This is a genomic window from Paenibacillus sp. SJS-P3 (assembly GCF_056711585.1).
Window position 1 is genome coordinate 1,208,953 of the sequence record NZ_CM160043.1, and the last position, 25,730, is coordinate 1,234,682.

The following is a 25,730-nucleotide window of genomic DNA, read 5'->3' on the forward strand; positions in this document are numbered from 1 at the left end:
AACAGCAATCGGTTATTGAAGGCAAGGATAAGGGGGAGCGGCCTATGGCGCAGATCGAGCTGCGGAACATCGGCAAGAAATTCAAGCAGGAAGCCGTCATCGAGAACCTCAATCTGACGATCCGGAGCGGTTCGTTCACGGTGCTCGTCGGACCTTCCGGATGCGGCAAATCGACGACGCTGAGAATGGTTGCCGGACTGGAGCGGCAGACGGAGGGCGAGATCTGGATCGACGGGAAATGCGTGAGCGACACGCCGCCGGGGCTGCGGGACGTAGCCATGGTATTCCAGAACTATGCGCTCTATCCGACGATGAGCGTGCGCGGCAACATCGAGTTCGGACTCAAGAACAAGGGAGTCGCGAAGCAGGAGCGCGAGCGGCTGATCGGCGATATCTCCGAGCTTGTGGGGCTGACGCCCTATCTGGACAAGAAGCCGCAGAGCCTCTCCGGCGGACAGAGGCAGCGCGTCGCTCTCGCCCGCGCCATGGTGAAGCAGCCGAAGGTGTTCATACTGGACGAACCGCTGTCCAACCTCGATGCCAAGCTGCGCAGCCAGATGCGGACGGAGCTGATCCAGCTTCACAAGCGGCTCGGGACAACGTTCGTATACGTCACGCACGACCAGGTCGAGGCGATGTCGATGGGAGACGAAATCGTGGTGATGGACAAGGGAATCGTCCAGCAGGCGGACGGTCCGATGGCGATCTATGAGCAGCCGGCCAATCTGTTCACCGCGCAGTTCATCGGGACGCCTCCCATGAATGTGCTGCTGCCGCAAGACATGCATGCACTCGGCATTCCGGCCATGCCGGGCGTCCATTATGCCGGATTCCGCCCGGAGCATGCGGTGCTGAATCCGCCGGACGGCTCGGAGGACATCGTGCTGAAGGGGCGGATCGCGACGCGGGAAAGCCTTGGAGCGGAGCAGATCTACCAGCTTGAGCTTGCCAGCGGTACCTTGGTTTCCGTCAAAACCTTCCTGAGGCCGATCGAAACGGGGGAATGGGCGGCTGCCGCCATCCCGGCCGAGGCTTTGCATGCTTTCGATGTCCGAGGGAATCGGGTCGACTGCAGCCTGAACGGGTGGAAGGAGGCCGCAGGCGGTGAGATGCTGACGGCGGCCGGAGCCGGAGATCGATCATGACGACCGCTTGGGACAAGCTTCGCCCCTATGGCATGGTCGCGCCGGCCATCCTCGTGTTCTCCCTGTTTTTCATCTATCCCATCTTCTACATGATCTACCTCAGCCTCTTCGACTGGAACTTCGTCAGTCCCGACAAGGCCTTCGTCGGGCTGGCCAACTTCCGGGAGCTGCTGGCGGACGAGGATTTCCGCAAGGTGCTCGGCAACACTTCGCTGTACACCGCGCTTGTCGTCTCGCTGACGACCGGCATCTCCTTGCTGCTCGCACTGTGGCTGAACCGCAGCGGCTGGTTCCATGGCTTCGTGCAGGGAGCGATATTCACGCCGCATATCATCTCGCTCGTCTCGATCTCGCTGCTCTGGAGCTGGCTGATGGATCCGGAATACGGACTGCTGAACGGCATCCTGGGCTGGGCGGGCATCGGCGGGCTTCAGTGGCTGTCGCATCCCGACACGGCTCTGCTTTCATTGGTCCTGGTGGCTGTCTGGAAAGGGATCGGCTACAACGCTCTCGTGTTCATCGCCGGCCTGCAGAGCATTCCGGCGGACATCTACGAAGCCGCTTCGCTCGACCGTTCGCGGCCTCTGACTACGTTCCGGCGGCTGACGCTGCCGATGCTGTCGCCAACAATATTCTTCCTGGTCGTCATCAACATGATCGGATCGTTCCAGGTGTTCGAGACGATTGCGATCATGACCGGAGGCGGTCCCGTGAATGCGACCAATACGCTCGTGTACTACATCTATGAATACGGCTTCCGCTTTTTCAAGATCGGATACGCCTCTGCCGCGGGAGTCATCCTGCTGCTCATCGTCGGCGTCCTGACGCTGCTGTACTTCCGCCTGCTGTCCGCCAGAGTCCACTATCGCTGAACAGAAAGGAGTGCATCCAATGAAGGAAGGAATCCAGCAGGCTCAGCTGGGTCTCGGCAAGCCCGCGGCTGGAGCGGCCAAGTCGGAGCCGCGTGCCCGCATGCGGCTGGCGGCATCCGGCAGGCTGCTGCTTGCCGGCTTCAACCGGGTCTGCATGCTGCTGCTCGTGCTCGTATTCGCCATGCCGTTCGCATGGATGATCTCCACGTCGTTCAAGACGCTGCCGGAAACGATGATTTTCCCGCCCGTATGGATTCCCCGGAATTTCATCTGGGAGAATTACACGGCAGCCTGGAATACAGGACCGTTCCAGCGTTATGCATGGAACAGCATCGTCATCGCCCTCGGCATCCTTCTGCTCCAGATGCTGACGATCATTCCGGCCGCCTATGCGTTCGCCCGGTACCGGTTCGCCGGATCAAAGCTGCTGTTCGGCGTCGTGATGGTCACGCTGATGATTCCGGCGCAGCTGATCTTCCTCCCCGTCTATCTGGAGCTGAGCGCCTTCAACCTGCTCAACACGCATCTGGGCCTCATTCTGCCATTCTCCTCCAGCGCTTTCGGCATCTTCCTGCTCCGCCAAGCGTTCATGCAGATTCCCGACGAGCTGATCGAGGCGGCGCGGCTTGATCTGGCCACCGAGGGCCGGATCATCCTGCGCCTCATGGTGCCGATGGTCAAGCCGGTGCTCGTGACGTTCGCCTTGTTCAGCTTCATCGCGCATTGGAACGATTACTTCTGGCCGCTCGTCATGACGACGAACGAGACGGCCCGCACGCTGCCGCTGGCTATCGCCAAAATCCGTGAAGTAGAGGGAGTCGCGACCTGGAACGTGCTCATGGCGGGCAATCTCATCCTTGTCGCTCCGATTCTCGCGGTCTTTTTCGCCTCTCAGCGGCATATCATCCAGGCTTTTGTATATAACGGGGTCAAATGAAACGGGAGCATAGGCTTTCATGGAGCCGGCTGCCGGAACGGCTGCCCGGCTGGCTGACGGGCAGAGTGTCGAGGCTTGCCCTGCTGGCGTCATGCTCGCTGCTGCTCATCTCCGCCACGGTTCCGCAGCGCCACCCGGTGCTCGTCGTCGCCCATAGGGGAGCGTCGCACGGCGCGCCGGAAAATACGATGGCGGCCTTCGAGCTGGCCCGCCGCCATGGAGCCGACTGGCTGGAGCTCGACATCCGCCAAAGCCGGGACGGCGCGCTCGTCGTCATCCACGACGAAGCGCTGAAGCGGACGACCGGCGCGGAAGGCCGCGTGCAGGACTATGACCTCGCTGCGCTTCGGCAGCTCGATGCCGGACGCTGGTTCGGCGAGGAGTTCGCGGGGGAGCGGATTCCCGAGCTGAAGGATGTCCTGGACCGCTTCCTCGGCCGGATCGGCTTGCTCGTCGAGCTGAAGGATCCGGAGCTCTATCCCGGCATGGAAGATGAGCTGGTCCGGCTGCTTGAGCCTTATGCAGGACGCGGAGAGCTCACGCTCCAGTCCTTCGACCTCGAAGCGCTGCGGCGCGTGCACGGGCGGCTGCCGGAAATTCCGGCGGCGGCTCTCGTACGGGAGCCGGAGACGGAGACGGAGAAGCCCGCAGCTGCGGTTGAAATCGACTGGAAGGCGCTGGGGAAGGAGTTCAGCTCCGTCAATATCCAGTCGAGCCTCGCTGATGCCGCAGTCGTGAAGGACATCCACGAGGCCGGCGGCCGCGTCATGGTCTGGACGATATCGGGCCGAAGGGAAATGGAACAGGCGATCGGAAAGGGAGTTGACGGCGTCATTGCCAACGATCCTTCCTTGTAGACAAGAGAAAGAGCCCTGCGGGCGGAATGATTCCGCCGCAGGGCTCTTTCTGATTCCGGAGGGAGGACCGCATCTGCGGGCCTGGCAGACGGCTGTGGTCAGGACTTCCTGGACCGGCTCCGCTTGCGCTTGCCGGACCCCTTGTTGACCGCTGTGCCGGCGCCTCCGACCGCGTCCTGCTGGAAGGAGCCCGGGCTAAGAGCAGCTTCTTGAATGGGAAGGAGGTTGGATAATCAAGCGTTCTTTCTATTGGGACGTCCCCATATTATTGAGCAGTGCAGGACAGTTCCTTGGAAGAGCCGAATTATAGAAGCGATTCCAATTTCAGGCGGATGGTTGGCTTCGACTATTCCCTATTCCGTTTTCGTGAGAAAGGATTGGAGGCCTGATTAAGCTATGAAAAATAGATCTTTTTTTCTGATTGCTATGATTCTCTTTATTGGCGGTTACAGCTGGCTTGATTATTATAACAATCATTTTTCGAATCAGAGAATCATGCAGAATATAGTAGAGGATAAGGACTATTCCGTACAAGAGGCAGCACGTATCAAGATTGATTTTTTTATCAAACCGGAATGGATTCCTCCTGAAACGGAGGAGCCGCAGAAATTGAATTTGAAAATCTCAGAGAGCCATCAAACAAATATTGTCCTTCAGCAAGTATGGAATAGAGGAGATGATATTTATTTCAGTTTCCATACTACCTATGAGCCGGATTATGATAGCGGAAATTTTCTGCATAATATGCTCATTGATAAAGAAAAAGGAACTTATACATCGGCAGGCTCTTCGAGTGATTTTCTACTAACCGACCTTACGGGAAAAGAAATAGAAGTCGGTTCAACAGGATTTGGACCAGGTTCGGATTTTGCAGTCGGCATAAATTCGGAGGAGTACCGCAAAATTGAAAAGGGATTCCATATAAGTTATTCGGGGATGATTTTGTACGCGTATTCGAGGAAATAAGCCACCTATAAGAGGTGATCGTCTTAAGTTCAACTCCATCCGGGTATCCCGCTACCCGATCTGAAAAGATGCCGAAAAAGGCAGCCGAATGAACGAGGCCACTGAAAATGTGTCGCTGCAGACGGAAATCATTCTTCCGATCGCTGTTGTCCCCAGATTTCTCTGATTTCTGCCGCTTTTAACGATAGAAATCCGGGGACAAAGGCGACCACATCCGTTTCTCCAGAACGATTTCGCGCCTTACGCTACTTTTCAGTGGCCTCGAATGAACGGCTGCCTTTTTCTTGAGGATGGATTGCCTGCCAAGGATCGCATGGCTCAGCTTGAAGCTTGTTGGCCAAAACCGAGCGGCTGCGAACTCCGCTCAGGCAATCGCAGCCGCATGGCCGATGATCTTCAGAACCTTGCCGGGCTCCCAGCCGACGTTGGCCGAGAACTGCAGCTCAAGAGCTTCCCCGTCCAGGCGGCATTCAAAACCATACGTGAACGGCGTCTCCACGAGCATCAATTCAATGCGCAGCGTATCGGAATCCTTCCATGCGAAGCTGCCTTCCACGCGCTGTTCGGCGCCTTGCTTGACTTGGCCGAGGCAAATGCGGGATGCCTCCCACTTGCCGCGTCCCAAGCGGACCGCCTGATCATCGTGGCCGCTGATGCCGAGCACGAGCTCGGCGCCTTGGCCTGCGAAGCGAAGCTCAATGGTTCCGAACTCCAGCTCGTTCGGCTCCAGATGGAAGATCTTCCCTTCCAGCTGAGCTTCATTCGGGGAGGATGTCTCAGCCTGCGGCGGATCGATGCGCAGATCCTTCAGCCGCTCGGCGAGCTCAGCCTGCACCGCATCTTCCGGCTCCAAGCCGCTGCCGGACAGGGCAGGCAGCAGCTTATCCCATACGATGTCCAGCACGGCTTGCATATCGGCTACTCCGGAAGTGATGGCGAGCACCGCCTCCTGCTCCGGCATGACAACGCAATACTGGCCGAATGCGCCGTCGCCCCGGTAGGCGCCGTGACGGCAGAGCCAGAACTGATAGCCGTAGCCTTGCGTCCAGTCGTTGGCTCGGCCGTCGTCGTTGCTGATCTGGAAGCTCGTCGCCTTCTCGACCCAAGCTGCGGGCAAGATCTGCTCGCCTTCCCATTCCCCGCGCTGCAAATACAGCTGGCCGAACTTGGCGATGTCCTCGGTCGTCAAGTTCAGGCCCCAGCCGCCGGTTGCGATACCGCGCGGACATGTTTCCCATGTTCCTTCCGACAGGCCGAGCGGAGCGAACAGACGCGGCTTCAGATACGTCAGCAGGGACTGGCCGGTGACCTGCTCAACAATGGCGGCGAGCATGTAAGTCGCCGCGCTGTTGTAGGCGAAGTGCGTGCCGGGGGCGTATTCGACCGGCTCCCGCAGAAACCCTCTGACCCAGTTGTCGTCCTTCTGCACGCTGCCGGTCACGTCGGCGGCATGCCCCGTCCCCATCATGAGGAGATGCTGGATTTCCATTGCGGCGAGGTTGTCCGATACCGATTCGGGCGCTTCGTTCGGAAAGAAGCCGATGACCGGGTCGTTGACCGACAGCAGCCCTTCCGCTTCCGCGAGTCCGATCGCAGTCGACGTGAAGCTTTTGCTGAGCGAGAACAGCATATGAGGGTATTCCGGCCGATACGGCGCCCACCAGCCTTCAGCGGCAACCTGTCCGCGCCTAAGCAGCATGAAGCTGTGCAGCTCCAGCTGCCGTTCCTGAACGGCATCCAGGAATCCGATGACCGCAGCGGACGGAATGCCGAGCGCTTCCGGTGTCGTTCTTGGCAGACGAACGTAATTGTCCATGTTCGATTCCTCCCCAACTGAAAATGAAAAACGAATGACGCAGAATTGAATGCGTTTTCAAATCGAGTGATCCAAGCGGTTCCGGCAAGCCTCATGCCGGGCAACGATGTCTGCATTTGCGGCGGGTCCTAGCAAGAATGGTATCGCAATTGGATAATTGTGTAAAGCGCATTTGCGGAGGAATCAGAGCCGATTCGGCATGCAGCCCGCCTATTGTCTCATAGTAGAAGCGCACAGCCGATGACGCCTCCGATGGACGTCAAAAAGCGGCAGCCGGGACGATAGCGTCCTGAACTGCCGCTTATTTTCATGCAGGAATCAAGCCTGCGACGCCGCCGCCAGCCTGCCCGGCTTCTGGATATGCCGCAAGCGGACCGCGAAGCCGATCGTGGCGAACGTCAGGCCGGCGGTGATGCCGACCCAGAAGCCGTATGGACCGAGATCCGTCCATCTCGCCAAGCCGTAGCCGAGCGGTATGCCGATGATCCAGTAGGAGACGAACGCGACCACGAACGGAATCGTCACATCCTTGTACCCGCGCAGGGCTCCCTGCAGGGAAGCCTGAGAGCTGTCGGACAGCTGGAACAGGATCGCGAACAGCAGGAAGGTGACCATCATGGAGGCGACCTCCGGCTCCTGGGTGTACAGATTCGCGACCGCCGAGCGGAAGAAGTAGAGAAGGACCGCTGCGGTTCCCATCAAGCCGACAGCGAGGCTGACGCCGAGCATCGCATACTGGCGGGCATGCTTCTGCCTTCCGGCTCCGGCTTCATAGGCGACCATGATGGTGAGCGCCATGGAGATGCTGAGCGGAACCATGAACAGCAGCGACGAGAAGTTGAGCGTCGCCTGATGCGCCGCGATGGCAACTGTGCTGAACATGCCGCCCATGAGCAGCGTGACGACCGAGAAGATGCTCGCCTCGAAGAAGGTGGACAGTCCCATGGGCACGCCGATGCCGAGCAGCTCTTTCCAAGCTTTCCAGGATGGGGCGTACCAGCGCGCGAACATCCGGTGGATCCGCAGCGCCTCCATCCGGAACGTCATCCAGACGCTGACGCCGAACACGAACCAATAGGTGATGCCGGTCGCGTACCCGGAGCCGACACCGCCGAGCCGGGGCAGTCCGAAGTGTCCGAAGATGAGGCCGTAGTTCAGCAGGGCATTCAGCGGAATGGCGGTCAGCATGATCGCCATCGTCAGCCGGGTATAGCCTTGCGCCTCCCAGAAGTAACGGAGCACATAGCTGCCGAACAGCGGCACGAGCCCGATGGAAAGCCCGATCAGGTACTGCTTGGCTATGCGGTGCACTTCGGCGTCAAGTCCCATCAGGCCGAGCGCGGGCTCGACGGCGAAGAAGCCGGCTATCGCGATAAGAATGGTCATCAGCAGCGACAAGTACAGCGATTGCACGACGGGCCGGGAAATGCCTTCCGATTGGCCGCGGCCCATCATCTGGCTGATGATCGGCGTGACGGCGAACAGGATGGAGTTCATCCCGGTCATGATCGGCATGAACAGGCTGGAGCCGACCGCGACGCCGGCCAGGTCGTTCGTGCCGGCCCGTCCGGACATCATCGTATCGAGCACGCTCATGGCCGTGTAGCTGACCTGCGTAATGACAATCGGTCCGAGAATGGTCAGGAAGAGAAGGATTTTGCCGCGAAGGGTTGGAGCATGGTGCATCATAGCGATTCGTAACCTCCGATGGAGCCTTGCGACACGGGGGCGTATGTTGCCGATGCCAACTTAACAGCCTGGTGAAAAAGTGTCTGCTCATAAAAATAGACCTGCCATGAAAAGGCAGGTCTTCGTATTGTACCACAATAATCAGGATTTGGGGCTGATCCAGTGCATGGAAGATTCCCGGGCGATGAGGCGATGCGGGACGATGGTTCTGCGCTCCTGCGGCTGCCCTTTGAGCGCGCCGACCAGCGCCTGCGCGGCCGTGAAGCCAAGCTGGTAGACGCCGATATCGACGGAGCTGACCGGCGGCGAGGATACCGGCGACATCGGGTTGTTGTTGAAGCCGAAAATAGCCATATCCTGCGGCACGTTGTAGCCGAGCTCGCTGAGCGAGCTCAGGATGCCGAACGCGACGAGATCGTCCATGACGACGAGCGCGGTCGGCCGCTCCGGAGTGCCCATGAGCATGGACATGACGCGGTAGCCGTCATCCTTGAGCTTGGAGGCTTCGATATGATACCAGTCGGGACAGGGCTCGATTCCGGCTTCTTGCATGGCGGAGCGGTAGCCTTCGAACCGGTCGGATGAGACGACCATCTCCAGCGGTCCCCCGACGAAGCCGATCCGCGTATGGCCTTGCTGCAGCAGATGCCTGGTGACGTCATAGGCGGCTTGCCGGTTTTCGTTGTCCACGGTCATGATATCGGGGAATTCGGGCGTCCGCCCGATCAGGACGAACGGGAATTTCTCTTCGTGAAGGAAGCGGACGACCGCGTCCTTGCTGCGCGATTGCAGCAGGATGATGCCGTCGACCCGCCTGCCCTTGACCAGCTTGGTCACGGCTTCGACTTCCTCGCATTCCGTCATGCCGGTCTTGAGCAGCAGATCATAGCCGGAGCGGTTCGCCTGGCTGAGAATTCCGCGCGTAACCTCCGGGAAGAAAATGTCGAGGAAGGCCTCGTCGGCATTGCGGGGAAGCAGCAATCCGATCGTCATGGTCGTCCGGGAGACGAGGTTCTTGGCCATGGCGTTCGGGTGATAGCCCAGCTCCTCCATGATTTCCTTGACCTTTTTCGATGTCGCTGCGCTTATTCTCGTGCTGCCGGATATGACCCTCGATACGGTCGAAGGCGACACTCCGGCTGCTTTGGCCACATCAATGATCGTTATGTTCATTATCTTGTCACCTGCGCAAACGTTTGTGTGAGGATCAAGCAAATTGTAAGCGTGAAGCAAAAAAAATGCAAGCTAGGTTCTTCCTGTTATTGGTGGATTGTTATCCCGCTACAGCAATTTGAAGGAAATAGAAGGAAACCTAAGAATAAGGGAGAGAAAAACCGGTTTCCCAAAGGTTTCCCAACGAAATTGCCCGAAAACAAGAGTGCAAACGTTTTTACAAGAGAATGAGGCGGCAGGTATGATGGAATCAATCCGATTGACTTGAAGCGCTTTCAAACAGGCAATCGTTCGGAAATCGGCATTTTAAAGGTAAGAAGACTCTTCTTCCGTACAAACGTTTGCGCTTTTGTAGGGAAATGCCAACGTATGAACGCCTTTTTTTGTGGAGTGCAGGAGGACGCAATCGGAATATCAACGAACCAGCTGGAAGGGGATCAGTAAAAAATGAACAGATGGCAAAAACTCGCCGCCTTCGCGACGGTATGCACCTTGTCCGTATCATTGGCCGCATGCGGCAACGGCAACGATAGCAGCAGCAATGCAGGCACGGAAACCAATACGGGAGCCGTCAACGAACCGGCAGCCAACGCTGCAGGAAACACAGGCGGAGACACGGCCGATGCTCCGGCCATCCAGCCTGAAGAGGGAGCGAGCCTTCTCGTATGGGAAAGTAAAGAAGAGAGACCCTTCACCGACGAGATCGCCAAGGAATTCACCGCGAAATACAACATTCCGGTCAAGATCGACGAAGTCGCTACGACAGATCAGGTAACCCGCCTCCAGACGGACGGTCCTACCGGCGTCGGCGCCGATGTCATCGTATTCCCGCATGACCACCTCGGCCGCGCGGTGACGGGACAAATGATCCTGCCGAACGAAGAGTTCGGTGCGGAAACGACCGCGAACAACACGGAAAACTCCATTCAAGGCGTAAGCTACGACGGCGTTCTGTACGGCTACCCGCGCGCTGCGGAAACCTATGCCCTGTACTACAATAAATCGCTCGTTCCAGAAGCTCCAAAGAGCTTCGACGACGTCATCGCCCTGGCTTCCAAGCTGAACGATCCGGCTAAAAACAAATACGCCCTCATGTGGGAAGCAGGCAATACTTACTTCAACTATCCGTTCATCGCATCCGCCGGCGGCTACCTGTTCGGCAGCAACGGCACCGACAAGGCGGATCTCGGCATGAACAACGAAGGCGCCCTGGAAGGCATGAAAGTCTACCAAAGCCTGAAGGCGATCCTGCCGATCAAAACCGGCGACGTGAACCCTGACATCAAGCGCGGCCTGTTCACCGGCGGCGACGTGGCAATGGACATCAACGGTCCTTGGGAACTGAGCACATACAAAGAAGCGCTCGGCGACAAGCTCGGCGTAGCTCCGATCCCGATGATCGCAGGCAAGCCGGCCGTATCCTTCTCCGGCATCAAAGCCTGGTACGTCAGCTCCTACAGCCAATACCCGAACGCTGCCAAGCTGTTCGCCGAGTTCGCTTCCGACAAGAAAGCCCAGCTGCTGCTGAACTCCAAGGTCGGTTCCATTCCGACGAACAAGGAAGCTCAAGCCGATCCGCAAATTACGGGCGACGAGTACGTGAGCGGCTTCATGGAGCAGTTCAAGAACTCCCAGCCGATGCCTAACATTCCGGAAATGAACAACGTATGGTCTCCGATGGAAGCTGCGTTCACGACCGTATGGAACGACAACAAGGATCCTAAGGCTGCTCTCGACAACGCGAAAAAGCAAATCGAAGAGCTCATCGCAAGCAACGGCTAAAGCTCTCCTCGGTCACGGCCGAGGCTAAGCAGACAGACAGATATAGAAATACACAAAAGAAAGGTTCACGCCGCCCGCGCGCATCCGTGCGCGCGGAAGGCGTGAACCTTCATTTTAGGAGAAGGAGAGAAGCATGATGTCTTATCAACCGGCTGTACAAACAGAGAAGCCGCAGGCGTCTACGCGCGGAAGAATGGCAGCCCTGCTGTCTCTGCTGTGCGCGGGCCTCGGCCAGCTCTATAACCGGCAATGGATCAAGGGACTCATTCTGCTCGCCGTCGAAGCGGCAGCTGTACCGTTCTTTACGAGCAAGCTCGGCCATGCCGTCTGGGGAATCTGGACGCTGGGCGAAACCAAACGCAACATCGGCAAGAAAATCATGGGAGACAACTCGACCATCCTGCTGATCGATGGCTTGATTGTCCTCTTGCTGTTTGCACTGTTCGTGCTCATCTACGTTCTCAATATCAAAGACGCCTACAAAGTGGGTTCCCAGATCGAAGCCGGGCGCAAGCCGAACAGCTTCATCCAATCCCTTGCCTATATCCGAGACAACAAGTTCGCCGAAGCGTTCCTGGTCATTCCCGGCATCGGCGTCCTGTTCCTCACCGTCATGCCGATCATCTTCATGATCATGCTCGCCTTCACGAACTTCTCCGCGCCCAACCACCTTCCGCCGGCGAGCCTGGTCGACTGGGTGGGCTTCGACACGTTCAAGAAGCTCGTCACGCTGAAGACATGGAGCCATACGTTCTACGGCGTCTTCATCTGGACGATTATCTGGGCCGTGCTTTCGACGGTCACGACCTACTTCGGCGGCTTCCTCGTCGCGCTGATCATCCAGCAATCCGATATCAAGCTCAAGGGACTGTGGCGCACGATCCTGATTCTCCCGTACGCCATCCCGCAGATGATCTCCCTGCTCGTCATGCGCAACCTCTTCAATGGGCAGTTCGGCCCGATCAACCAATATCTCGGCTACTTCGGACTTGGCAGGGTGCCGTGGCTGACCGATCCGATGTGGGCCAAGGCGACCGTCATCATCGTCAACATGTGGGTCGGCATCCCGGTCTCCATGCTGCTGATCATGGGCATCCTGACGACCATTCCGAAGGATATGTACGAAGCCGCCGAGGTCGACGGAGCGAGCATGTGGCAGAAGTTCCGCATCGTCACGCTGCCGATGGTGCTCTTCTCGACAGGGCCGATCCTGATCACCCAGTTCGCGGGCAACATCAACAACTTCAACGCGATCTTCCTGCTTACCGACGGCAATCCGGTCAAAGGCGACTATCAGTATGCAGGCGCGACCGACCTGCTCGTCACCTGGCTCTACAAGCTGACTCTCAATCAGAACCAATACGCCTTCGCTTCGGCTATCGGCATCATCATCTTCATCCTGGTCGCGTCGATCTCCATCTATAATTACCGCAGAACCCGTTCGTTCCGGGAGGAGGACATGATCCAATGAACCGTAAAACAAGCAAAATCTTCCGGCTTTCCTTCAGCTACCTGTTTCTCGTCATTTCCTGCGTATGCGTGCTTTACCCGACCGTCTGGGTCGTTCTTGCTTCCTTCCGGCCGGGCAAATCCCTGTACAGCAAAACGCTGATTCCGGAAAGATTCACCCTGGACCACTACCGGGAGCTGTTCACCTCCAAGAGCTTCCTGTTCGCGGACTGGTACATGAACACGCTCAAGATCGCGCTGATGACGATGGTGCTCGGCACGCTGCTCGTGCTGCTTACCGGCTACGCCGTCTCGCGGTTCCGTTTCAAGGGGCGCCAGAACGTGCTTTCGGTCGTCCTCGTGCTGGGCATGTTCCCGGGCTTCATGAGCCTGATCGCCCTGTACATCCTGCTCAAGTCGATGAACCTGATGGATACGCATTTCGCGCTCGTGCTCGTCTATTCCATGGGAGCCCCTATCATGGGCGCCTTCCTGGCCAAAGGATTTTTCGATACGATCCCAAGGTCGCTCGACGAGGCCGCACGGATTGACGGAGCGAACAATATCACCATCTTCTTCCGGATCATGCTGCCGCTCTCGAAGCCGATGCTGGCCTACCTGGCGCTGACGCAGTTCGTCGGTCCTTGGGTAGACTTCATCTTCGCGAAAATGGTTCTCCGCTCCCGGGAAAACTTCACGGTGGCGGTCGGCTTGTACGAGCAGATCTCTTCCATGCAGAACAGCAACTTCACGCTGTTCGCGGCTGCTTCCGTGCTGATCGCGGCTCCGATCGCCATCCTGTTCATGTTCATGCAGCGCTTCTTCGTCGACGGCCTTACCGCAGGAGCAAGCAAAGGATGAGGAGCTGGCCGAAGTGGCTTGCGGCAAGCATCCTGGCAGCATCCGTGCTGTCCGGCTGCGAATCCGGATCCGGCACGAATTCCGGAGCCGAGCCGGGGGGCAAGGGAAATACGCAGGAAAATGCGGGCGGAGCCGCAGTTGCTCCGAGCAAGTCTCCGGCTCCCTCTCCCGCTGCCTCCCCGGCTGCAGCTGCCGTAGACGAGCAGCCCTCCACGGTATGGTACGAAATCTTCGTCCGCTCGTTCTATGACAGCGACGGAGACGGCATCGGCGATCTGAACGGCGTCACCGAGAAGCTGGACTATGTGAAGGAGCTTGGAGCGGAGGGCATCTGGCTCATGCCGATCAATCCGTCTCCGAGCTACCACGGCTACGATGTGACGGACTATCGTGCCGTCAACAAGGATTACGGCTCGATGGACGATATGAAGCGCCTGCTGGACGAGGCCCACAAGCGCGGCATCAAGGTCATCATGGATCTCGTCGCGAACCACAGCAGCATCGAGAATCCGTGGTTCATCGACTCCGCCAAAGGAAAGTCCAGCAAGTACCGGGACTGGTATACATGGGCCGAGGACAAAGGCATCGAGAATCCGGCAGCGGTGAGCGCGACCAACGGCCAAGCCTGGCACGAGAAGAACGGCAGCCATTATCTGGGCGTATTCTGGGAAGGCATGCCTGACCTGAACTACGACAATCCCGATGTGCGCGCCGAGATGATCTCGATCGCCGACTTCTGGCTCAGCGCAGGCGTGGACGGCTTCCGCATCGACGCGGCCAAGCATATCTACGATGACTTCAACACCTCCAAGTCCGATCCGCAGACAGAGGCGAAGAACAAGAAGTGGTGGCAGGAATTCCGGACGGGCATCATGGAGAAGCACCCGGACGCCTATCTCATCAGCGAGGTGTGGGACGGTCCGGGAACGATCGCGCCTTATCTCGATCATGCCTTCGATTCGTCCTTCAACTTCAACTTGAACGACTCCATCCGCAGTGCGGTCGCCGCCGAGCGCGCGCCGGACATCGCCGGCAGCCTGGAGCGTGTCTACAAGGCGTACGGAAAAAGCTCGGGCGGCTCCTTCGTGGACGGCCTGTTCATCGGCAACCACGACTTCGACCGGCTGGCCAGCGTGGCCGGCAGTCCGGAGCATGCACGCTTGGCTGCGCAGATCGAGCTGACGCTGCCGGGCAGCCCGTTCGTCTACTACGGCGACGAGCTCGGCATGAAAGGCGCCGGGCGGGATGAATTCAAGCGGCTCCCGATGCGCTGGCATTCGGCCGGCAGCGGCAAGGGCCAGACGGCCTGGCAGAAGGATCTGGCTAACCCTGCCTCCTCGGGCGTCACGGTCGAGGAGCAGGAGAACGATCCTTCCTCGCTGCTGAGCCTGTACAAGACGCTGATCGAGTGGCGTGTCGCCGAGCCCGCTCTGCGGGATGGCGGAATTGCTCCTTCGACCGTAAAGGGTGACGGCATCGAAGCCTACGAGCGTCTGACCGCCAAGGATCGCGTGCTCGTCGTCCACAACCTGAAGGGCACCGCCCGGAAGGTGCAGCTGGACGAGGCGACGGCAACGGCCTTTGCCGCCGTCGCTCACGCGACCTCGCCGGAGAGCAAGCTGTCCGGAGGTTCGCTGGAGTTGGCGCCTTACAGCACCGTCGTGCTGAAATGAATAAATTCGCTTTTATATCAATGATCATGCCAGCATAGGCACAGACAGGACCGCAGGCGCTTGGCGCCTGCGGTCCTGCCCGTATTTGCCGATCATGGGACAATAAGGTACAATTAGGCATTCAAGCCGGTCCTTTCATCGCCCAATCGCAGCCTCATCGCGCGGTTGGCGTCCGGCATCAATCCATTTTGGAAGGCTCAGGTGACAGGCATGCTCGAAGTTAAAACCTCGCCGATCAGCGGGGGAGAATTCCGGCGGGGCGTATTCGCCACGCAGGATATCAAGAAGGGCGAGCTGATCCATGTCGCGCCCGTCATTCCCTATCCCAATGAAGATCACGAGCATATCGAAAAAACGATCCTCGATGATTATGTCTATAACTACGGCGCCAACCATACGGCGATTCTGCTCGGATACGGCAGCCTGTTCAATCACTCGTATACGCCCAACGCCACGTATGATATCAACTTCGACACCCACTGCTTCGATTTCTTCGCCTATACGGACATCAAGGCCGGCGAGGAAGTATTCATCAACTACAATGGCGAAGAGGACAACATGGACCCGCTCTGGTTCATGGAAGAGGATGAGGAAGGCGAAGAGGACGACAAAGAAGCGAAATAATGCCGTGAAGAACCCTCCGCTCGAAATAACGGTTTAGGAAAGACTTATCGTATCCCTGGAAATGGTGCACGGCAGGCGTAACATCGCCGCTTTGCGCCTTTTCGGCTTGCGTTTTGGTCACCGGCAGAGAACGAGGTCGATCTTCGGAATTTCTAATCCATTATTTAACAATATGTTTTTATTTACGCATCTACTACTTTAGAACTTGATTTCATTGAAATTGATTTTTTGGTCCTATTAACATTATTAGTAAAAAAATTTATGTTGAGAGAGGAACATAGAAGGCCGCTGCGGCGTCAAAGAGAACGGACTAAGCCGGCGAGCCGAAGAAGGGAGTCGAAAGATGCCCATCGCCGTGGTCACAGACCGATTCGAGAAGGGACAGTTTTTGTGCCGATTGTTTCGCGAAGCCGTCTGCATGCTTTATTCGGCCAGCAAGCTGCTGGAGGAAGGAGAGTACACCCTTGTCATTTTCGTCGTAGACCGTATGGGAGAGGAGGAATGGAGTCATCTCAAGAGTTTGCTGGAGCTTGGCATCGAAACCTACCTGATGGTTCCTGAGCCGCTGTCCGACGAAGTAGCCGCCATGGCCCATGTTGCGGGAGTCAGACAAATTCTTCATCAGCCGCCCCCCGACTATCCGCCGTTGCCAGAGGAGGATCGCTCTGCATTTGAATGGGCGGGCGAGTCCTCGGCTTCGTTTGCCGGCGGTGTCATGGATGTAGGCTGCGGAATGATTTTTCATCCCGAACAGTGCTGGGTAGGCGATGGAAAGGAAACCCGGGTGGAGCTCTCCGAGAAGGAAGCCTGCCTGCTTGCGTACTTCATTCGGCATGAAGGAAAGCTTATTACCAAGCATGCTCTTGCCGCCGAGCTGTGGGGCGGATTTATTCAGCCGAGCGGGGTCTTGAAGCTCATCAAGCGTTTGAAAACCAAGCTCGGTCCGGCAAGCGTCACGATCTCATCACGCAGAGCGGGAGGTTGTTTGTACACCAGAGAACCATCCGATCCAGGAGGCATTGCCCAACTTTAAGCCATGGAGGGTTAAGGATGAATTCGAGAAAGAAACGTTTGGCAGCGATGCTGGCAGCTTTTAGTGTGTGCGCCTCTATTGCGGGTCAAACAATGGCTGCAGAAGCCGGTTTTACGGATGTGAAGAAAAGCTCTTGGGCTTATGACAGCATTCAGAAAGCAGTCGCAGATGGAATCGTAACCGGTTATCCCGATCATTCCTTTCACCCTGCCCAGAGCGTCACGCAGAGCGAGTGGCTGGCTATGCTGGAGCGGGCTTATCAGCCGGAGGATTTCAATCCATCCGGCTCTGGCTCTCCGTGGGATGCCGCTTACGTAGCCTATGCCAAAGGCAAGGGGTGGAAGCTGCTCTCGAAAGGAGGCGTCTTGAGCCGCGGGCAGGCAGCAAGCCTGGCGGTCAACGCATCCGGCAGGAACTATAACGAAGACGACTCCGTGCAATACCTGCTCGACACCGATCTGGCCAGCGGCCAGACCCGGAAAACGGTAGCCGGTTACGGCAAAGAGAAGCCTTTGACGCGGGCGGAGGCAGTCACGTTCATCCAGCGTCTGAAGGAGAAGCTGCCGGAGCTGAAAGCGGCGCCGGAGGACAAGCAAAGCTATGATCGCAGCGAAAACGTGTTTGTCTATCGAAACGAGAAATACAAGTTCACTCTGGCGATGCCGCTGAGCTGGAAAAATTCATTTGAGGTCGAAAAGGATTCTGAAAAGGATATCTTATACTTTACTAGAGTGCCTAAAAGCCGTTTTGGAGGAATTGTTTTCGCCATCTCCACAAGGCCGAAAGAAGATTGGGAAGCCAACAAAGAAAATGTTGTCGGCGAATATCCCAATCTCCATGTTCTTGGCGAGCTGGAGGGTCAGGTATATGTCTTTGCGCCTCCAACGGATGTGGAGTGGGATCCAGAGGATAAGACAGAAACGGATGCCTATCAAAAAATGGCCAAGGAAGCTTTCCGTTTCTGGTCGACATTTGAGTTTATCAAATAGGCTGCAGGCGGGCGTACGGACCAAGGGGGAGGCTTTTCGCCTCCCCCTTGGTCCGTTTTCGCTTAGGAATTGAAAACGTAGAATTCATATGCAGAAGTTGAGAAAGTGGCGAAAGAGTGCTTTAACCGATCCGTCGTGTGGGCGCTGTAAGTCATGGTTGTCCCGTCATTGGCGACAACCATCATGACATGGGAGTTGCCTTGTTGAATATCATTGATGATCCCTCCAGCCGCAGTGGTCGTTTTTGTCGCTTTTTTGAAATACCCCTTGGTTCCGACCATGTAATCCATAAGTCCGTCATCTCTATTTTGACCCGTATTTATCCACGCGATCGTGTAAGGCTTCCAAGTCGTATCGGTCGGGATACCGCCCGCTTTCAGCGCTTGCGAGACGAAGTTGGCGCAGTCGTTGTCGTAATACGTGCCGTACTCTTTGGTATTGTATTTAGTCGGATCAGGGTCTCCCGGTGATCTCTCCGACGTCCACTTGTTGGCGTAATCCCGGGCGGCTAGACGGTCGTAGGTGACGGCCGCTGCGGCTGCCGAGGGCTTGATGGAGATGGAATCCGAGGCGGCTGCGGATAAATCCTGTTCTCCGCTCAGCGCAAGTGCGGATGGCGATGCCGGCACGAATGCAGACGCTGGAATCCAATCCTCCACGTTCTGGAACTCCAGCTTCAACGTGGAAGCTTCAATGGCCCCGTCTTTTACTTGAGCCGTGAGCAGGAAGGAATCGTTTTGCTCCTGCTTGGCGCCGATATATTCCTGAAATTCCTTTTTTCTCTTTTCCACGTAGCTCTCTGCTTGGGCGGCTTTCCGGTCTTTGGACAGCTTGAGCGTTTCCGCTCCCTTCATGAGGCCCTGAACGTAGGGAATTTCCTCTACAGACTTTGATCTCAGCGTTTTAACCAGATGAATGTCGATTTGGGCGCGGAGCATTCCATCCGTGATGCTGAACGACTTGGCATTGGAATCGTAGGCGTCGATGGTGTAATAGGGGGCGTAGGCTTTCTGCACGTAATCTTGCACCGTCTGGGCGGCCGCTGCCTGAAGAGCGGTATCGGGGCTGGCGTCCGGCGCAGCCATCGCCATAGGGACGGAGCTGACAAAAAGGCCGACAACAAGGGAGAGCATGCCTGTCCGATAGAATTTCAAACTAAAACCTCCTTAGGAGAATAATTACAACTTAATTATATAATAAGGAATAAAATGTAAGTATATAGGGTTTAAGGACGAACCATGCCCTGAGTATGGCTCAAGCATGGACAAAGCGTCACCGGCTGATGTAAAAAGACTTTCTCTGACATCCTTCGGGAAAGGTTTTCACTATGCGCTTCCTGCTTTGGCTTCATTTCTATGATGGAGTTCCCGGGTTCTCTTGGAACTTTCCGAGCGCTAAAAGGCGTCCCGCTTTCGTCATCATGACGGAACGGGACGCCTAAAGCTTATGGGATCCGCCGGATGCGGGCATACAAGGCAAGCGCAGGCATGAGCAGCTGCGATCAGCCTTTTATCGCCTCATGCCGCGATTGGATATCGTTTTCGCGCTGGGGACAGAACTGAGGACAGATGTGGCTTTTTGCATGAGGAACACCTCCGGATATAGTACCTTCATTGTATAGCGGCTCTGCTTCCAGGGCGGGCAATATCGGCTTAAAACATGACCAAAACAAAAAGGACTTCCCCACGGTATGATGGGGAAGTCCTTGGCAGTGCCTACAAGCCGATGACGACCGGGTTCGTATGCGGCGCCGAGCGCAGCAGCGCGAAGCCGTGCGCAGGCAGCTCGATCTTCAGCTTGCCGGCTGCTGCGGCAAGGGCCGTGCTTCCCAGAAGCTCGGACCATTGGCCTTGCTGCACAGGCAGCAGGACAGAAGCGGCTTCATCGCCCGAGTTGACCGCGATCAGGAAGTGGTCATGCTCATCCTTGCGCTCGATGACGAGCAGGTCGTCGCCTTCGGCCGCATGGATGAAGCAGAGCGTTCCGCCGCTGCGGAGCGCGCGATGCTCCTTGCGGATGGCGATCAGCTGCTGGAAGTGGCGGAACAGGTCGCGGTCCTGCTTGTCCTCGTCCCATTCCATGCATTTGCGGCAATCCGGGTCGCCGTCGCCGTCCAGGCCGACTTCGTCGCCGTAGTAGATGCAAGGCGCGCCGGGGAAGACGAACTGGAGCAGGGTGGCGAGCTTCATCCGTTCCTTGCTGCCGCCGCACAGCGTGAGCAGGCGCTCGGTATCATGGCTGTCGAGCAGGTTGAATGCGGCTTCATTGGCCTGATCCGGATAGCTGGCGAACAGCTCGCCGATCTTGTGGGCGAATACTTGCCCGTCGATTTCGCCTTTGGCGGCGTAGTCCACGACGAGTTTGGTGAGCGGGTAGTTCATGACGGCGTCGAACTGGTCGCCCTGAAGCCAGGGCAAGGAGTCGTGGAAAATCTCGCCGAGGATGTAGGCATCCGGATTGACGGCCTTGATCGTCTTGCGGAAGTCGCGCCAGAAGTGCATGTCGACTTCGTTGGCGACGTCAAGACGCCAGCCGTCGATGCCGATTTCCTCGATCCAGTATTTGGCCGCGCCGAGCAGATACTCCTTCACTTCCGGATGCTCCGTGTTCAGCTTCGGCATGAGCGGCTCGAAGGCGAACGTCTCATAGGTCGGCAGTCCGTCCTTGACCGCGATTGGCCATTCCATGACGTGGAACCAGTCCGCGTACTTGGATTTTTCGCCGTTCTTCTGCACATCCTTGAAAGGCAGGAATTCCTTGCCGCTATGGTTGAATACGGCGTCGAGCATGACGCGGATGCCGCGCTCATGGCAGGCGTCGACCAGCTGCTTGAGCAGCTCGTTCGTGCCGAAGTGGGAATCGACCTTCATGTAGTCGGAAGTATCGTATTTATGGTTCGTCGTCGCCTGGAACAACGGGTTGAAGTAAATGGCCGTGATGCCGAGCTCCTGGAGATGGTCGAGATGATCGAGGATGCCCTGCAGGTCGCCCCCGAAGAAATTGTCCGGCTTCGGTACGCCGCCCCAAGGCAGCACGCCTTCCGGATCGTTGGAGGTGTCGCCGTTGGCGAAGCGCTCCGGGAAGATCTGGTAGAAGACGGCGTCCTTCACCCATGCCGGCGGCGTGTACACGTCGACAGCGTTCAAATAAGGGAAGTCGAACATGCCGTTCGGATCCAGCGGCTCATCCTCGCGGAAGCCCTTTTCTTCGAAGTACAGTTCTTCGCCTGCAGATCGAAGCAGGAAAGCGTAGCGGAGACGGCGCAGGGAAGGCTGGACCTCGCCCTGCCAGTAATCGAAGCGGTCGTCGCTCGGAAGCTTTTTCATGACGAGACGGGAGACGGTGCGGTCCCAGGCGTATTTGTCGCCATGGATGAGAATGACCTCGTCCATGTCGTCTTTCTTGGTGCGCAGGCGGATATGGATCGTGCGGGTGTCGTAGCCATAAGCCCAGTTGGCCTTCGGGCGGTGGAGAATGGACTCAAGATTCATGCGGCGCAAGCCTCCCTAGAGATGGCAAAAACAAGTCACATGCAAAAAAGGCACAACCGGGCGCGAAGATTGCTCGCGAGGTTGTACCTTACTTTTTCAGCGGGTAACATTGCCTTTGTCTTTTTACCGATTATACCTTATCAGCGGCTTTGTTGACAATACGAATGCCGCTTCTTAGGCGGTTTTTCGATTGTGCCCGTCATTCCGGGCCTCTTCGGCCGGAGCGGTTTCCGTAATGGTCTCCGGAGCGGTCTCCGGCGCAGCCTCGGCGCGCTGGCGCTCGGCTGCATGCCCCGCCTTGTTGAGCAGGTTCCACGGATGGTTGTAATGCGGCTGGAAGAAGAAGTCGGCATACGCGAGATCCTCGGCCGTCATCCGGTTCTGGATGCATACCGACAACGTATTGGCGGCTTGGGTAAGATCGGCCTTCGACATGACCTGTGCCCCCAGTATGCGTCCCGAGTCCGATTCATATACAAGCTTGAGCAGGACATCCTCATAATCGGGCATGAATTCGGGGCGGCTGGCTTCCCGGACTGTGACGGCGGCTGCGACGATTCCCGCAGCCTTGGCGGCTTCCTCGGTCATGCCGGTCGAGGCGATGTTGAGATCGAACAGCTTGATGCCCGATGTGCCCTGCGTGCCCCCGTAGCGGACGAGCGGCTCCAGCAGGTTTTTGCCGACCAGCGTTCCCATCCGCACCGCGTTGGTGGCCAGCGGGATGTACGCCTGCTTGCCCGTAGGATTGTAGCGCACGGCGCAGCTGTCGCCTGCGGCCAGCACGTCAGGGTTGCTCGTGCGCATGTAATCGTCGACGAGAATGGCGCCGTTGTCCAGCATGTCGATCTGCCCCTTCAGCAGATCCGTGCCGGGGCGGAACCCGATGCAGAGCACGACGAGATCGGCCTCGTAGCTGCTGCCGGCCGTCATCACCCGCTGCACGCGGCCGTCCTCTCCCTCGAAGCCCGTCACCATCTCGCCCAGGGCGGTGCGGATGCCGTGGCCCGCCAATTCCTCTTCGGCCAGCGTCGTGAACTCGGCATCCAGGTATTTGGCCATGACGCGGTCCATATTGTCGAGCAGGACGACTTCCTTGCCGAGCTCCCGGAACGCTTCGGCGAGCTCGATGCCGATGTAGCCGGCTCCGATGACGGCTACCCGGCGCGCATCCTTCGAGCGCGAGATGATTTCTTTGGCGTGGAAATAGTTTTTGCACAGCTGGATGTTGTCGAGGCCGATTCCTTCCATTCGGGGAACGACCGGCCACGAGCCGGTTGTGACGACCAGCTTGTCGTAACTGTCGCGGAACTCCTCTCCCGTCTCGAGGCTGCGGACGGTGAGCGTCTTGGCCTCCGTGTCTACCTGCATGACCTCATGCAGCATGCGGGTCGTGACGCCGAGCTCCGCGAGCTGCTGCGGCCGGCTGTAGAACAAGCTGTCGGGATCCTTCACGACGCCGCCCACATGGAGGGCGATGCCGCAGGACAAGAACGAGATGTTGTCATTGCGTTCGTATACGGTGATGTCGGCCTGAGGGTGCTCGGCGGCGATCGTCTTGACGGCGGCGGTGCCAGCATGCGTACATCCAATAACGGCTATTTTCATCGTGAATTCCTCCCGGAGGGTTTAAATTGGATTTGATTGTGAAATAAATCACATACTATCCGATAAAGCAGCGGCCTTGCTTCCACGAGCCGGTGTGAGAGAGGCCTCGGCCGGATAAGTTCGGCCAGCGTGGTTGGGATGGGCAAGACCGCCGCAATAAGTTGTGAAATAAATCACAATCTCTTCATGGCTTTATCTTACACCTGCCGGAAGGGGAATGCAATAGGCGCGGACTTCGGGAATATTGCGAATTTGTGACATGCGGTACCGTTCTGCCGGCTGTCGAACGCCGTGGAAACCGATAGGAATGGGGAATATGGATCAGGCATGGCATTGAAGCTGCCGGGGAGCTTGGACGGAAGCCAGGGCTGCCGCAGAATTCGAATGATCATAGCGTCAAGGCTAGCTGCAGAGAGGCGCGGCAGACAGCAACGCCCCTCGCGCGGCGCGCGAGGGGCGTAGGAACTTGAGTCCGGATGGATACGGGATGAGCTCGTTATTCCGGCTTCGCCAGCTGGCCGGACCGAAGCCGCTGCGCGGCATCGGCGAGACGGGACATCGCTTCCTCGAGGATGGAGCGCGGACAAGCGGCGTTCAGCCGCATATGGCCGGCGCCGCCGCTGCCGAAGGCCGTGCCGGCGCTGAGCTGGAGCCGGGCTTCGTCGAGGAAGAACCGGTGCAGGGCGGCATCCTCCAGCCCCAGCCCCGAACAGTCCAGCCACAGCAGGTAGGTGCCGTCAGGCAGCTTGACGGAGATCTCAGGGATATGCTCTTCGATGAAAGAAGCGACATAGGCCAGATTGCCCCGGATGTAGGCCAGCGCCTCGTCCAGCCACTCCTCTCCTTCCCCGTAGGCGGCTTTGGTCGCCGCGTAGCCGAAGACGGAGATGGAGCCGAGCGAGCAGCGGCGCAGCTCCTCCGTGATCAGGCTGCGGAGTCCGTCGTCCGGAACGATGATGTTGGAGGTGTTCAAGCCGGCGATGTTGAAGCTCTTGCTCGGCGCCGTGCAGATGACGGAGCATGAGGCGGCAGCCGGGGACAAGGAGGCATAAGGAATGAAGGCTTGCTCTCCATGGACGAGATCACCGTGGATTTCATCCGACACGACCAGGATGCCCCGGCTCAGGCACAGCTCCGACAGCCTGTCCAATTCGGCGCGGGACCAGACCCTGCCGACAGGATTATGGGGATGGCATAGAATAAGCATTTTCACGGAACTGTCGGCCGTCATTTCCTCCAGCTCGTCGAAGTTGATCCGGTAGGAGCCGTCGGAATCGACGAGCAGAGGGTTGAGCGCAAGCTCGCGGCCGTTGTCCGAGACAATGCTGTGGAACGGCGGATATACGGGCGGCTGGATGAGGATCCGGTCTCCCGGCGCCGTGCAGGCGCGGATGATGACGCCGAGGGAAGTGACGACTCCTGGACAGAAGCGGATCCATCTCGGATCGACTTCCCAGCCGTGGCGGCGCCCCATCCATGCGGCAACCGCGTCTTTGTACGCTGAGGAGATGTTCGTATACCCGAGCACGCCTTGCGACAGACGCTGCTGGAGCGCCTCGAGGACGGCGGGCGGCGCGGCGAAATCCATGTCCGCCACCCACAGCGGCAGGATGTCTTTGCCGGGATGGAGCCCCCATTTCTCGGAGGAGATGGAATCGAACGCATGGAGCTGGTCAAAACGCGAAGATGGGATGGTCATAAAGAGAAGAGCCCCTTTCCTTTGCTTGCTGACGGCAGTTCTCTCTATTATACGGCTTGAATCAAGTCTTGGCTTCCGTCAGGACGAAAGCTTCTTTGCCTCCTCGGCCGTCCGAGGCGTTGCCGTGTTCCGCATCAACCGACGATACAGCCTGATGAAGGGAGCAAAAAACGCATCGATGCGTTTTCTCAGCACGTATACGGCGAGCGCGGCGAGCAGCGAGAGAAGCGCAGCGCCGGCGATATCGGCGGGATAGTGGACGCCGACGAAGACGCGGCCGAGGCCGGTCAAGAGCGCCATGGCGAGCAGCAGCAAGCCGGTGCGCCGCTTGACGAACATGACGCTGGCTGCCAGAGCGAAGGCGAGCGTGGAGTGGTCGCTCGGAAACGAAGCGTCGGCAGTGTGCGCGACCAGCTGATGCACTTGCTCGGAAGCGACGAAAGGGCGCGGATGGTTCACGGCGGGAGAGATGAGGAACATGCCGACCAGCAGCGCGAGCGCGGCTGCCAAGCAAGCTTGAAATACCGCCTTTTGATTGCGCTCGCGACCGGTCAGCCACAGCAGAGCCAGGATGCCGAGCATCACGAATACGAGATATTCCGCACAGAAGATCATAAGGCTGTCCAGCCAGGCATATCGGCCGGCCCAACCGTTGATGAGTTCGAAGATTCGTTCATTCATGGATGATCACCTTTCGCATTAGAGGTTAGATTCCACTATACGAAGCGATTATGAACATTTTATGAAGCGGGGGAAGACGGACAGTTAAGAATGATTTAATAAACGCTTCACAGAATGTTCAGAGCGGGAGCGTATGCTGGGCAGGAGAAAGGCGGGGATCAGATGGAAGAAACGGTTGAGGTATTCGGGCTTGCGGATCGGCGTTGTCACCTGTTGTTCCTCATAAGCAAATTGTACCTTCCGGGAGAAAAGCCAGCTTGCGCGGGCCGGCAGCCGATGTCGTCCCGGCTTTCCTCCGGAGGGGAATTAACGGCTGTCATCAGGGCGGATCCACTTGGCCTGCCATGTTTCGCTTCCCGGCGTCGAAACGCTTACGGCCTCGGCATGG

20 protein-coding genes are annotated in these 25,730 nt (G+C 57.8%); 12 read left to right on the forward strand and 8 right to left on the reverse strand.

All coding sequences use genetic code 11. From position 1 onward, the window contains the following. The first annotated feature begins 44 nt into the window (after positions 1-44). From AC06G8_RS05455 to AC06G8_RS05475, 5 genes are all read left to right on the forward strand, one after another. The gene (locus tag AC06G8_RS05455) at positions 45-1,145 is read left to right on the forward strand and encodes an ABC transporter ATP-binding protein (protein WP_480284647.1); all 1,101 of its coding nucleotides are present in this window, start codon (positions 45-47) and stop codon (positions 1,143-1,145) included. After that, positions 1,142-2,017 carry a carbohydrate ABC transporter permease gene (locus AC06G8_RS05460; protein ID WP_447662689.1) on the forward strand — a complete coding sequence of 292 codons (876 nt, stop codon included), beginning with the start codon at positions 1,142-1,144 and terminating at the stop codon, positions 2,015-2,017. The genes AC06G8_RS05455 and AC06G8_RS05460 overlap by 4 nt, the downstream gene beginning before the upstream one ends. A 100-nt stretch (positions 2,018-2,117) precedes the next feature. Then, positions 2,118-2,954, forward strand: coding sequence for a carbohydrate ABC transporter permease (locus tag AC06G8_RS05465; RefSeq protein ID WP_480285391.1), 837 nt, complete (start codon positions 2,118-2,120; stop codon positions 2,952-2,954). Then, positions 2,951-3,811, forward strand: coding sequence for a glycerophosphodiester phosphodiesterase (locus tag AC06G8_RS05470; RefSeq protein ID WP_447662690.1), 861 nt, complete (start codon positions 2,951-2,953; stop codon positions 3,809-3,811). The genes AC06G8_RS05465 and AC06G8_RS05470 overlap by 4 nt, the downstream gene beginning before the upstream one ends. A gap of 396 nt (positions 3,812-4,207) precedes the next feature. Beyond that, positions 4,208-4,777: a hypothetical protein gene (locus AC06G8_RS05475; RefSeq protein WP_447662691.1), complete on the forward strand. Its 570-nt coding sequence runs from the start codon at positions 4,208-4,210 to the stop codon at positions 4,775-4,777. A gap of 364 nt (positions 4,778-5,141) precedes the next feature. Here AC06G8_RS05475 and AC06G8_RS05480 read toward each other — a convergent pair whose 3' ends face one another. The 3 genes from AC06G8_RS05480 to AC06G8_RS05490 all read right to left on the reverse strand — a co-directional run bounded on the left by AC06G8_RS05480 (position 5,142) and on the right by AC06G8_RS05490 (position 9,455). Next, positions 5,142-6,593 (reverse strand): serine hydrolase domain-containing protein, encoded by a 1,452-nt coding sequence (locus AC06G8_RS05480; RefSeq protein WP_480284648.1) that lies wholly within the window; start codon positions 6,591-6,593, stop codon positions 5,142-5,144. 318 nt (positions 6,594-6,911) lie between these two features. Continuing rightward, positions 6,912-8,282 (reverse strand): MATE family efflux transporter, encoded by a 1,371-nt coding sequence (locus AC06G8_RS05485; protein ID WP_480284649.1) that lies wholly within the window; start codon positions 8,280-8,282, stop codon positions 6,912-6,914. 141 nt (positions 8,283-8,423) lie between these two features. Further along, a complete protein-coding gene (locus AC06G8_RS05490; protein WP_480284650.1) occupies positions 8,424-9,455 on the reverse strand; it encodes a LacI family DNA-binding transcriptional regulator in 1,032 nt (343 codons plus the stop codon). A 447-nt stretch (positions 9,456-9,902) separates the two neighbouring features. Between AC06G8_RS05490 and AC06G8_RS05495 the strand changes: the two genes are divergently transcribed. The 7 genes from AC06G8_RS05495 to AC06G8_RS05525 all read left to right on the forward strand — a co-directional run bounded on the left by AC06G8_RS05495 (position 9,903) and on the right by AC06G8_RS05525 (position 17,866). Beyond that, the gene (locus tag AC06G8_RS05495) at positions 9,903-11,237 is read left to right on the forward strand and encodes a sugar ABC transporter substrate-binding protein (protein WP_447662695.1); all 1,335 of its coding nucleotides are present in this window, start codon (positions 9,903-9,905) and stop codon (positions 11,235-11,237) included. Between the two features lie 136 nt (positions 11,238-11,373). Then, entirely contained in the window at positions 11,374-12,708 is a 1,335-nt protein-coding gene (locus AC06G8_RS05500; protein WP_447662753.1) for a carbohydrate ABC transporter permease, read from the forward strand. Further along, positions 12,705-13,547: a sugar ABC transporter permease gene (locus tag AC06G8_RS05505; protein ID WP_480284651.1), complete on the forward strand. Its 843-nt coding sequence runs from the start codon at positions 12,705-12,707 to the stop codon at positions 13,545-13,547. Before AC06G8_RS05500 ends, AC06G8_RS05505 begins: the two co-directional genes overlap by 4 nt. Then, the gene (locus AC06G8_RS05510) at positions 13,544-15,220 is read left to right on the forward strand and encodes an alpha-amylase family glycosyl hydrolase (protein WP_480284652.1); all 1,677 of its coding nucleotides are present in this window, start codon (positions 13,544-13,546) and stop codon (positions 15,218-15,220) included. The genes AC06G8_RS05505 and AC06G8_RS05510 overlap by 4 nt, the downstream gene beginning before the upstream one ends. A 210-nt stretch (positions 15,221-15,430) precedes the next feature. Further along, entirely contained in the window at positions 15,431-15,844 is a 414-nt protein-coding gene (locus AC06G8_RS05515) for an SET domain-containing protein (protein ID WP_480284653.1), read from the forward strand. 343 nt (positions 15,845-16,187) lie between these two features. Continuing rightward, the gene (locus AC06G8_RS05520; protein WP_480284654.1) at positions 16,188-16,877 is read left to right on the forward strand and encodes a winged helix-turn-helix domain-containing protein; all 690 of its coding nucleotides are present in this window, start codon (positions 16,188-16,190) and stop codon (positions 16,875-16,877) included. A 17-nt stretch (positions 16,878-16,894) separates the two neighbouring features. Then, complete coding sequence (locus AC06G8_RS05525; RefSeq protein ID WP_480284655.1) at positions 16,895-17,866, forward strand: S-layer homology domain-containing protein; 972 nt, start codon at positions 16,895-16,897, stop codon at positions 17,864-17,866. A gap of 62 nt (positions 17,867-17,928) precedes the next feature. Here the strand turns inward: AC06G8_RS05525 and AC06G8_RS05530 are convergent, their stop codons facing one another. The 5 genes from AC06G8_RS05530 to AC06G8_RS05550 form a co-directional block, all read right to left on the reverse strand. After that, positions 17,929-19,020, reverse strand: coding sequence for an amidase domain-containing protein (locus AC06G8_RS05530; RefSeq protein ID WP_480284656.1), 1,092 nt, complete (start codon positions 19,018-19,020; stop codon positions 17,929-17,931). Between the two features lie 561 nt (positions 19,021-19,581). Then, a complete protein-coding gene (locus tag AC06G8_RS05535; protein WP_480284657.1) occupies positions 19,582-21,357 on the reverse strand; it encodes an alpha-glycosidase in 1,776 nt (591 codons plus the stop codon). A 174-nt stretch (positions 21,358-21,531) separates the two neighbouring features. Next, a complete protein-coding gene (locus AC06G8_RS05540) occupies positions 21,532-22,962 on the reverse strand; it encodes an FAD-dependent oxidoreductase (RefSeq protein WP_480284658.1) in 1,431 nt (476 codons plus the stop codon). A gap of 496 nt (positions 22,963-23,458) precedes the next feature. Then, a complete protein-coding gene (locus AC06G8_RS05545; RefSeq protein WP_480284659.1) occupies positions 23,459-24,661 on the reverse strand; it encodes a MalY/PatB family protein in 1,203 nt (400 codons plus the stop codon). A gap of 78 nt (positions 24,662-24,739) precedes the next feature. Then, on the reverse strand, positions 24,740-25,342 hold the full coding sequence (locus tag AC06G8_RS05550; RefSeq protein ID WP_480284660.1) for an undecaprenyl-diphosphatase: 603 nt from the start codon (positions 25,340-25,342) through the stop codon (positions 24,740-24,742). Positions 25,343-25,730: the final 388 nt, after the last annotated feature.

Coding starts and splice junctions, on each gene's coding strand:
- AC06G8_RS05540 (WP_480284658.1), bottom strand. CDS start 22,962: ATGAAAATAGCCGTTATTGGATGTACGCATGCTGGCACCGCCGCCGTC.
- AC06G8_RS05505 (WP_480284651.1), top strand. CDS start 12,705: ATGAACCGTAAAACAAGCAAAATCTTCCGGCTTTCCTTCAGCTACCTG.
- AC06G8_RS05500 (WP_447662753.1), top strand. CDS start 11,374: ATGTCTTATCAACCGGCTGTACAAACAGAGAAGCCGCAGGCGTCTACG.
- AC06G8_RS05465 (WP_480285391.1), top strand. CDS start 2,118: ATGCGGCTGGCGGCATCCGGCAGGCTGCTGCTTGCCGGCTTCAACCGG.
- AC06G8_RS05485 (WP_480284649.1), bottom strand. CDS start 8,282: ATGATGCACCATGCTCCAACCCTTCGCGGCAAAATCCTTCTCTTCCTG.
- AC06G8_RS05460 (WP_447662689.1), top strand. CDS start 1,142: ATGACGACCGCTTGGGACAAGCTTCGCCCCTATGGCATGGTCGCGCCG.
- AC06G8_RS05490 (WP_480284650.1), bottom strand. CDS start 9,455: ATGAACATAACGATCATTGATGTGGCCAAAGCAGCCGGAGTGTCGCCT.
- AC06G8_RS05525 (WP_480284655.1), top strand. CDS start 16,895: ATGAATTCGAGAAAGAAACGTTTGGCAGCGATGCTGGCAGCTTTTAGT.
- AC06G8_RS05535 (WP_480284657.1), bottom strand. CDS start 21,357: ATGAATCTTGAGTCCATTCTCCACCGCCCGAAGGCCAACTGGGCTTAT.
- AC06G8_RS05475 (WP_447662691.1), top strand. CDS start 4,208: ATGAAAAATAGATCTTTTTTTCTGATTGCTATGATTCTCTTTATTGGC.
- AC06G8_RS05550 (WP_480284660.1), bottom strand. CDS start 25,342: ATGAATGAACGAATCTTCGAACTCATCAACGGTTGGGCCGGCCGATAT.
- AC06G8_RS05495 (WP_447662695.1), top strand. CDS start 9,903: ATGAACAGATGGCAAAAACTCGCCGCCTTCGCGACGGTATGCACCTTG.
- AC06G8_RS05470 (WP_447662690.1), top strand. CDS start 2,951: ATGAAACGGGAGCATAGGCTTTCATGGAGCCGGCTGCCGGAACGGCTG.
- AC06G8_RS05520 (WP_480284654.1), top strand. CDS start 16,188: ATGCCCATCGCCGTGGTCACAGACCGATTCGAGAAGGGACAGTTTTTG.
- AC06G8_RS05510 (WP_480284652.1), top strand. CDS start 13,544: ATGAGGAGCTGGCCGAAGTGGCTTGCGGCAAGCATCCTGGCAGCATCC.
- AC06G8_RS05545 (WP_480284659.1), bottom strand. CDS start 24,661: ATGACCATCCCATCTTCGCGTTTTGACCAGCTCCATGCGTTCGATTCC.
- AC06G8_RS05480 (WP_480284648.1), bottom strand. CDS start 6,593: ATGGACAATTACGTTCGTCTGCCAAGAACGACACCGGAAGCGCTCGGC.
- AC06G8_RS05455 (WP_480284647.1), top strand. CDS start 45: ATGGCGCAGATCGAGCTGCGGAACATCGGCAAGAAATTCAAGCAGGAA.
- AC06G8_RS05515 (WP_480284653.1), top strand. CDS start 15,431: ATGCTCGAAGTTAAAACCTCGCCGATCAGCGGGGGAGAATTCCGGCGG.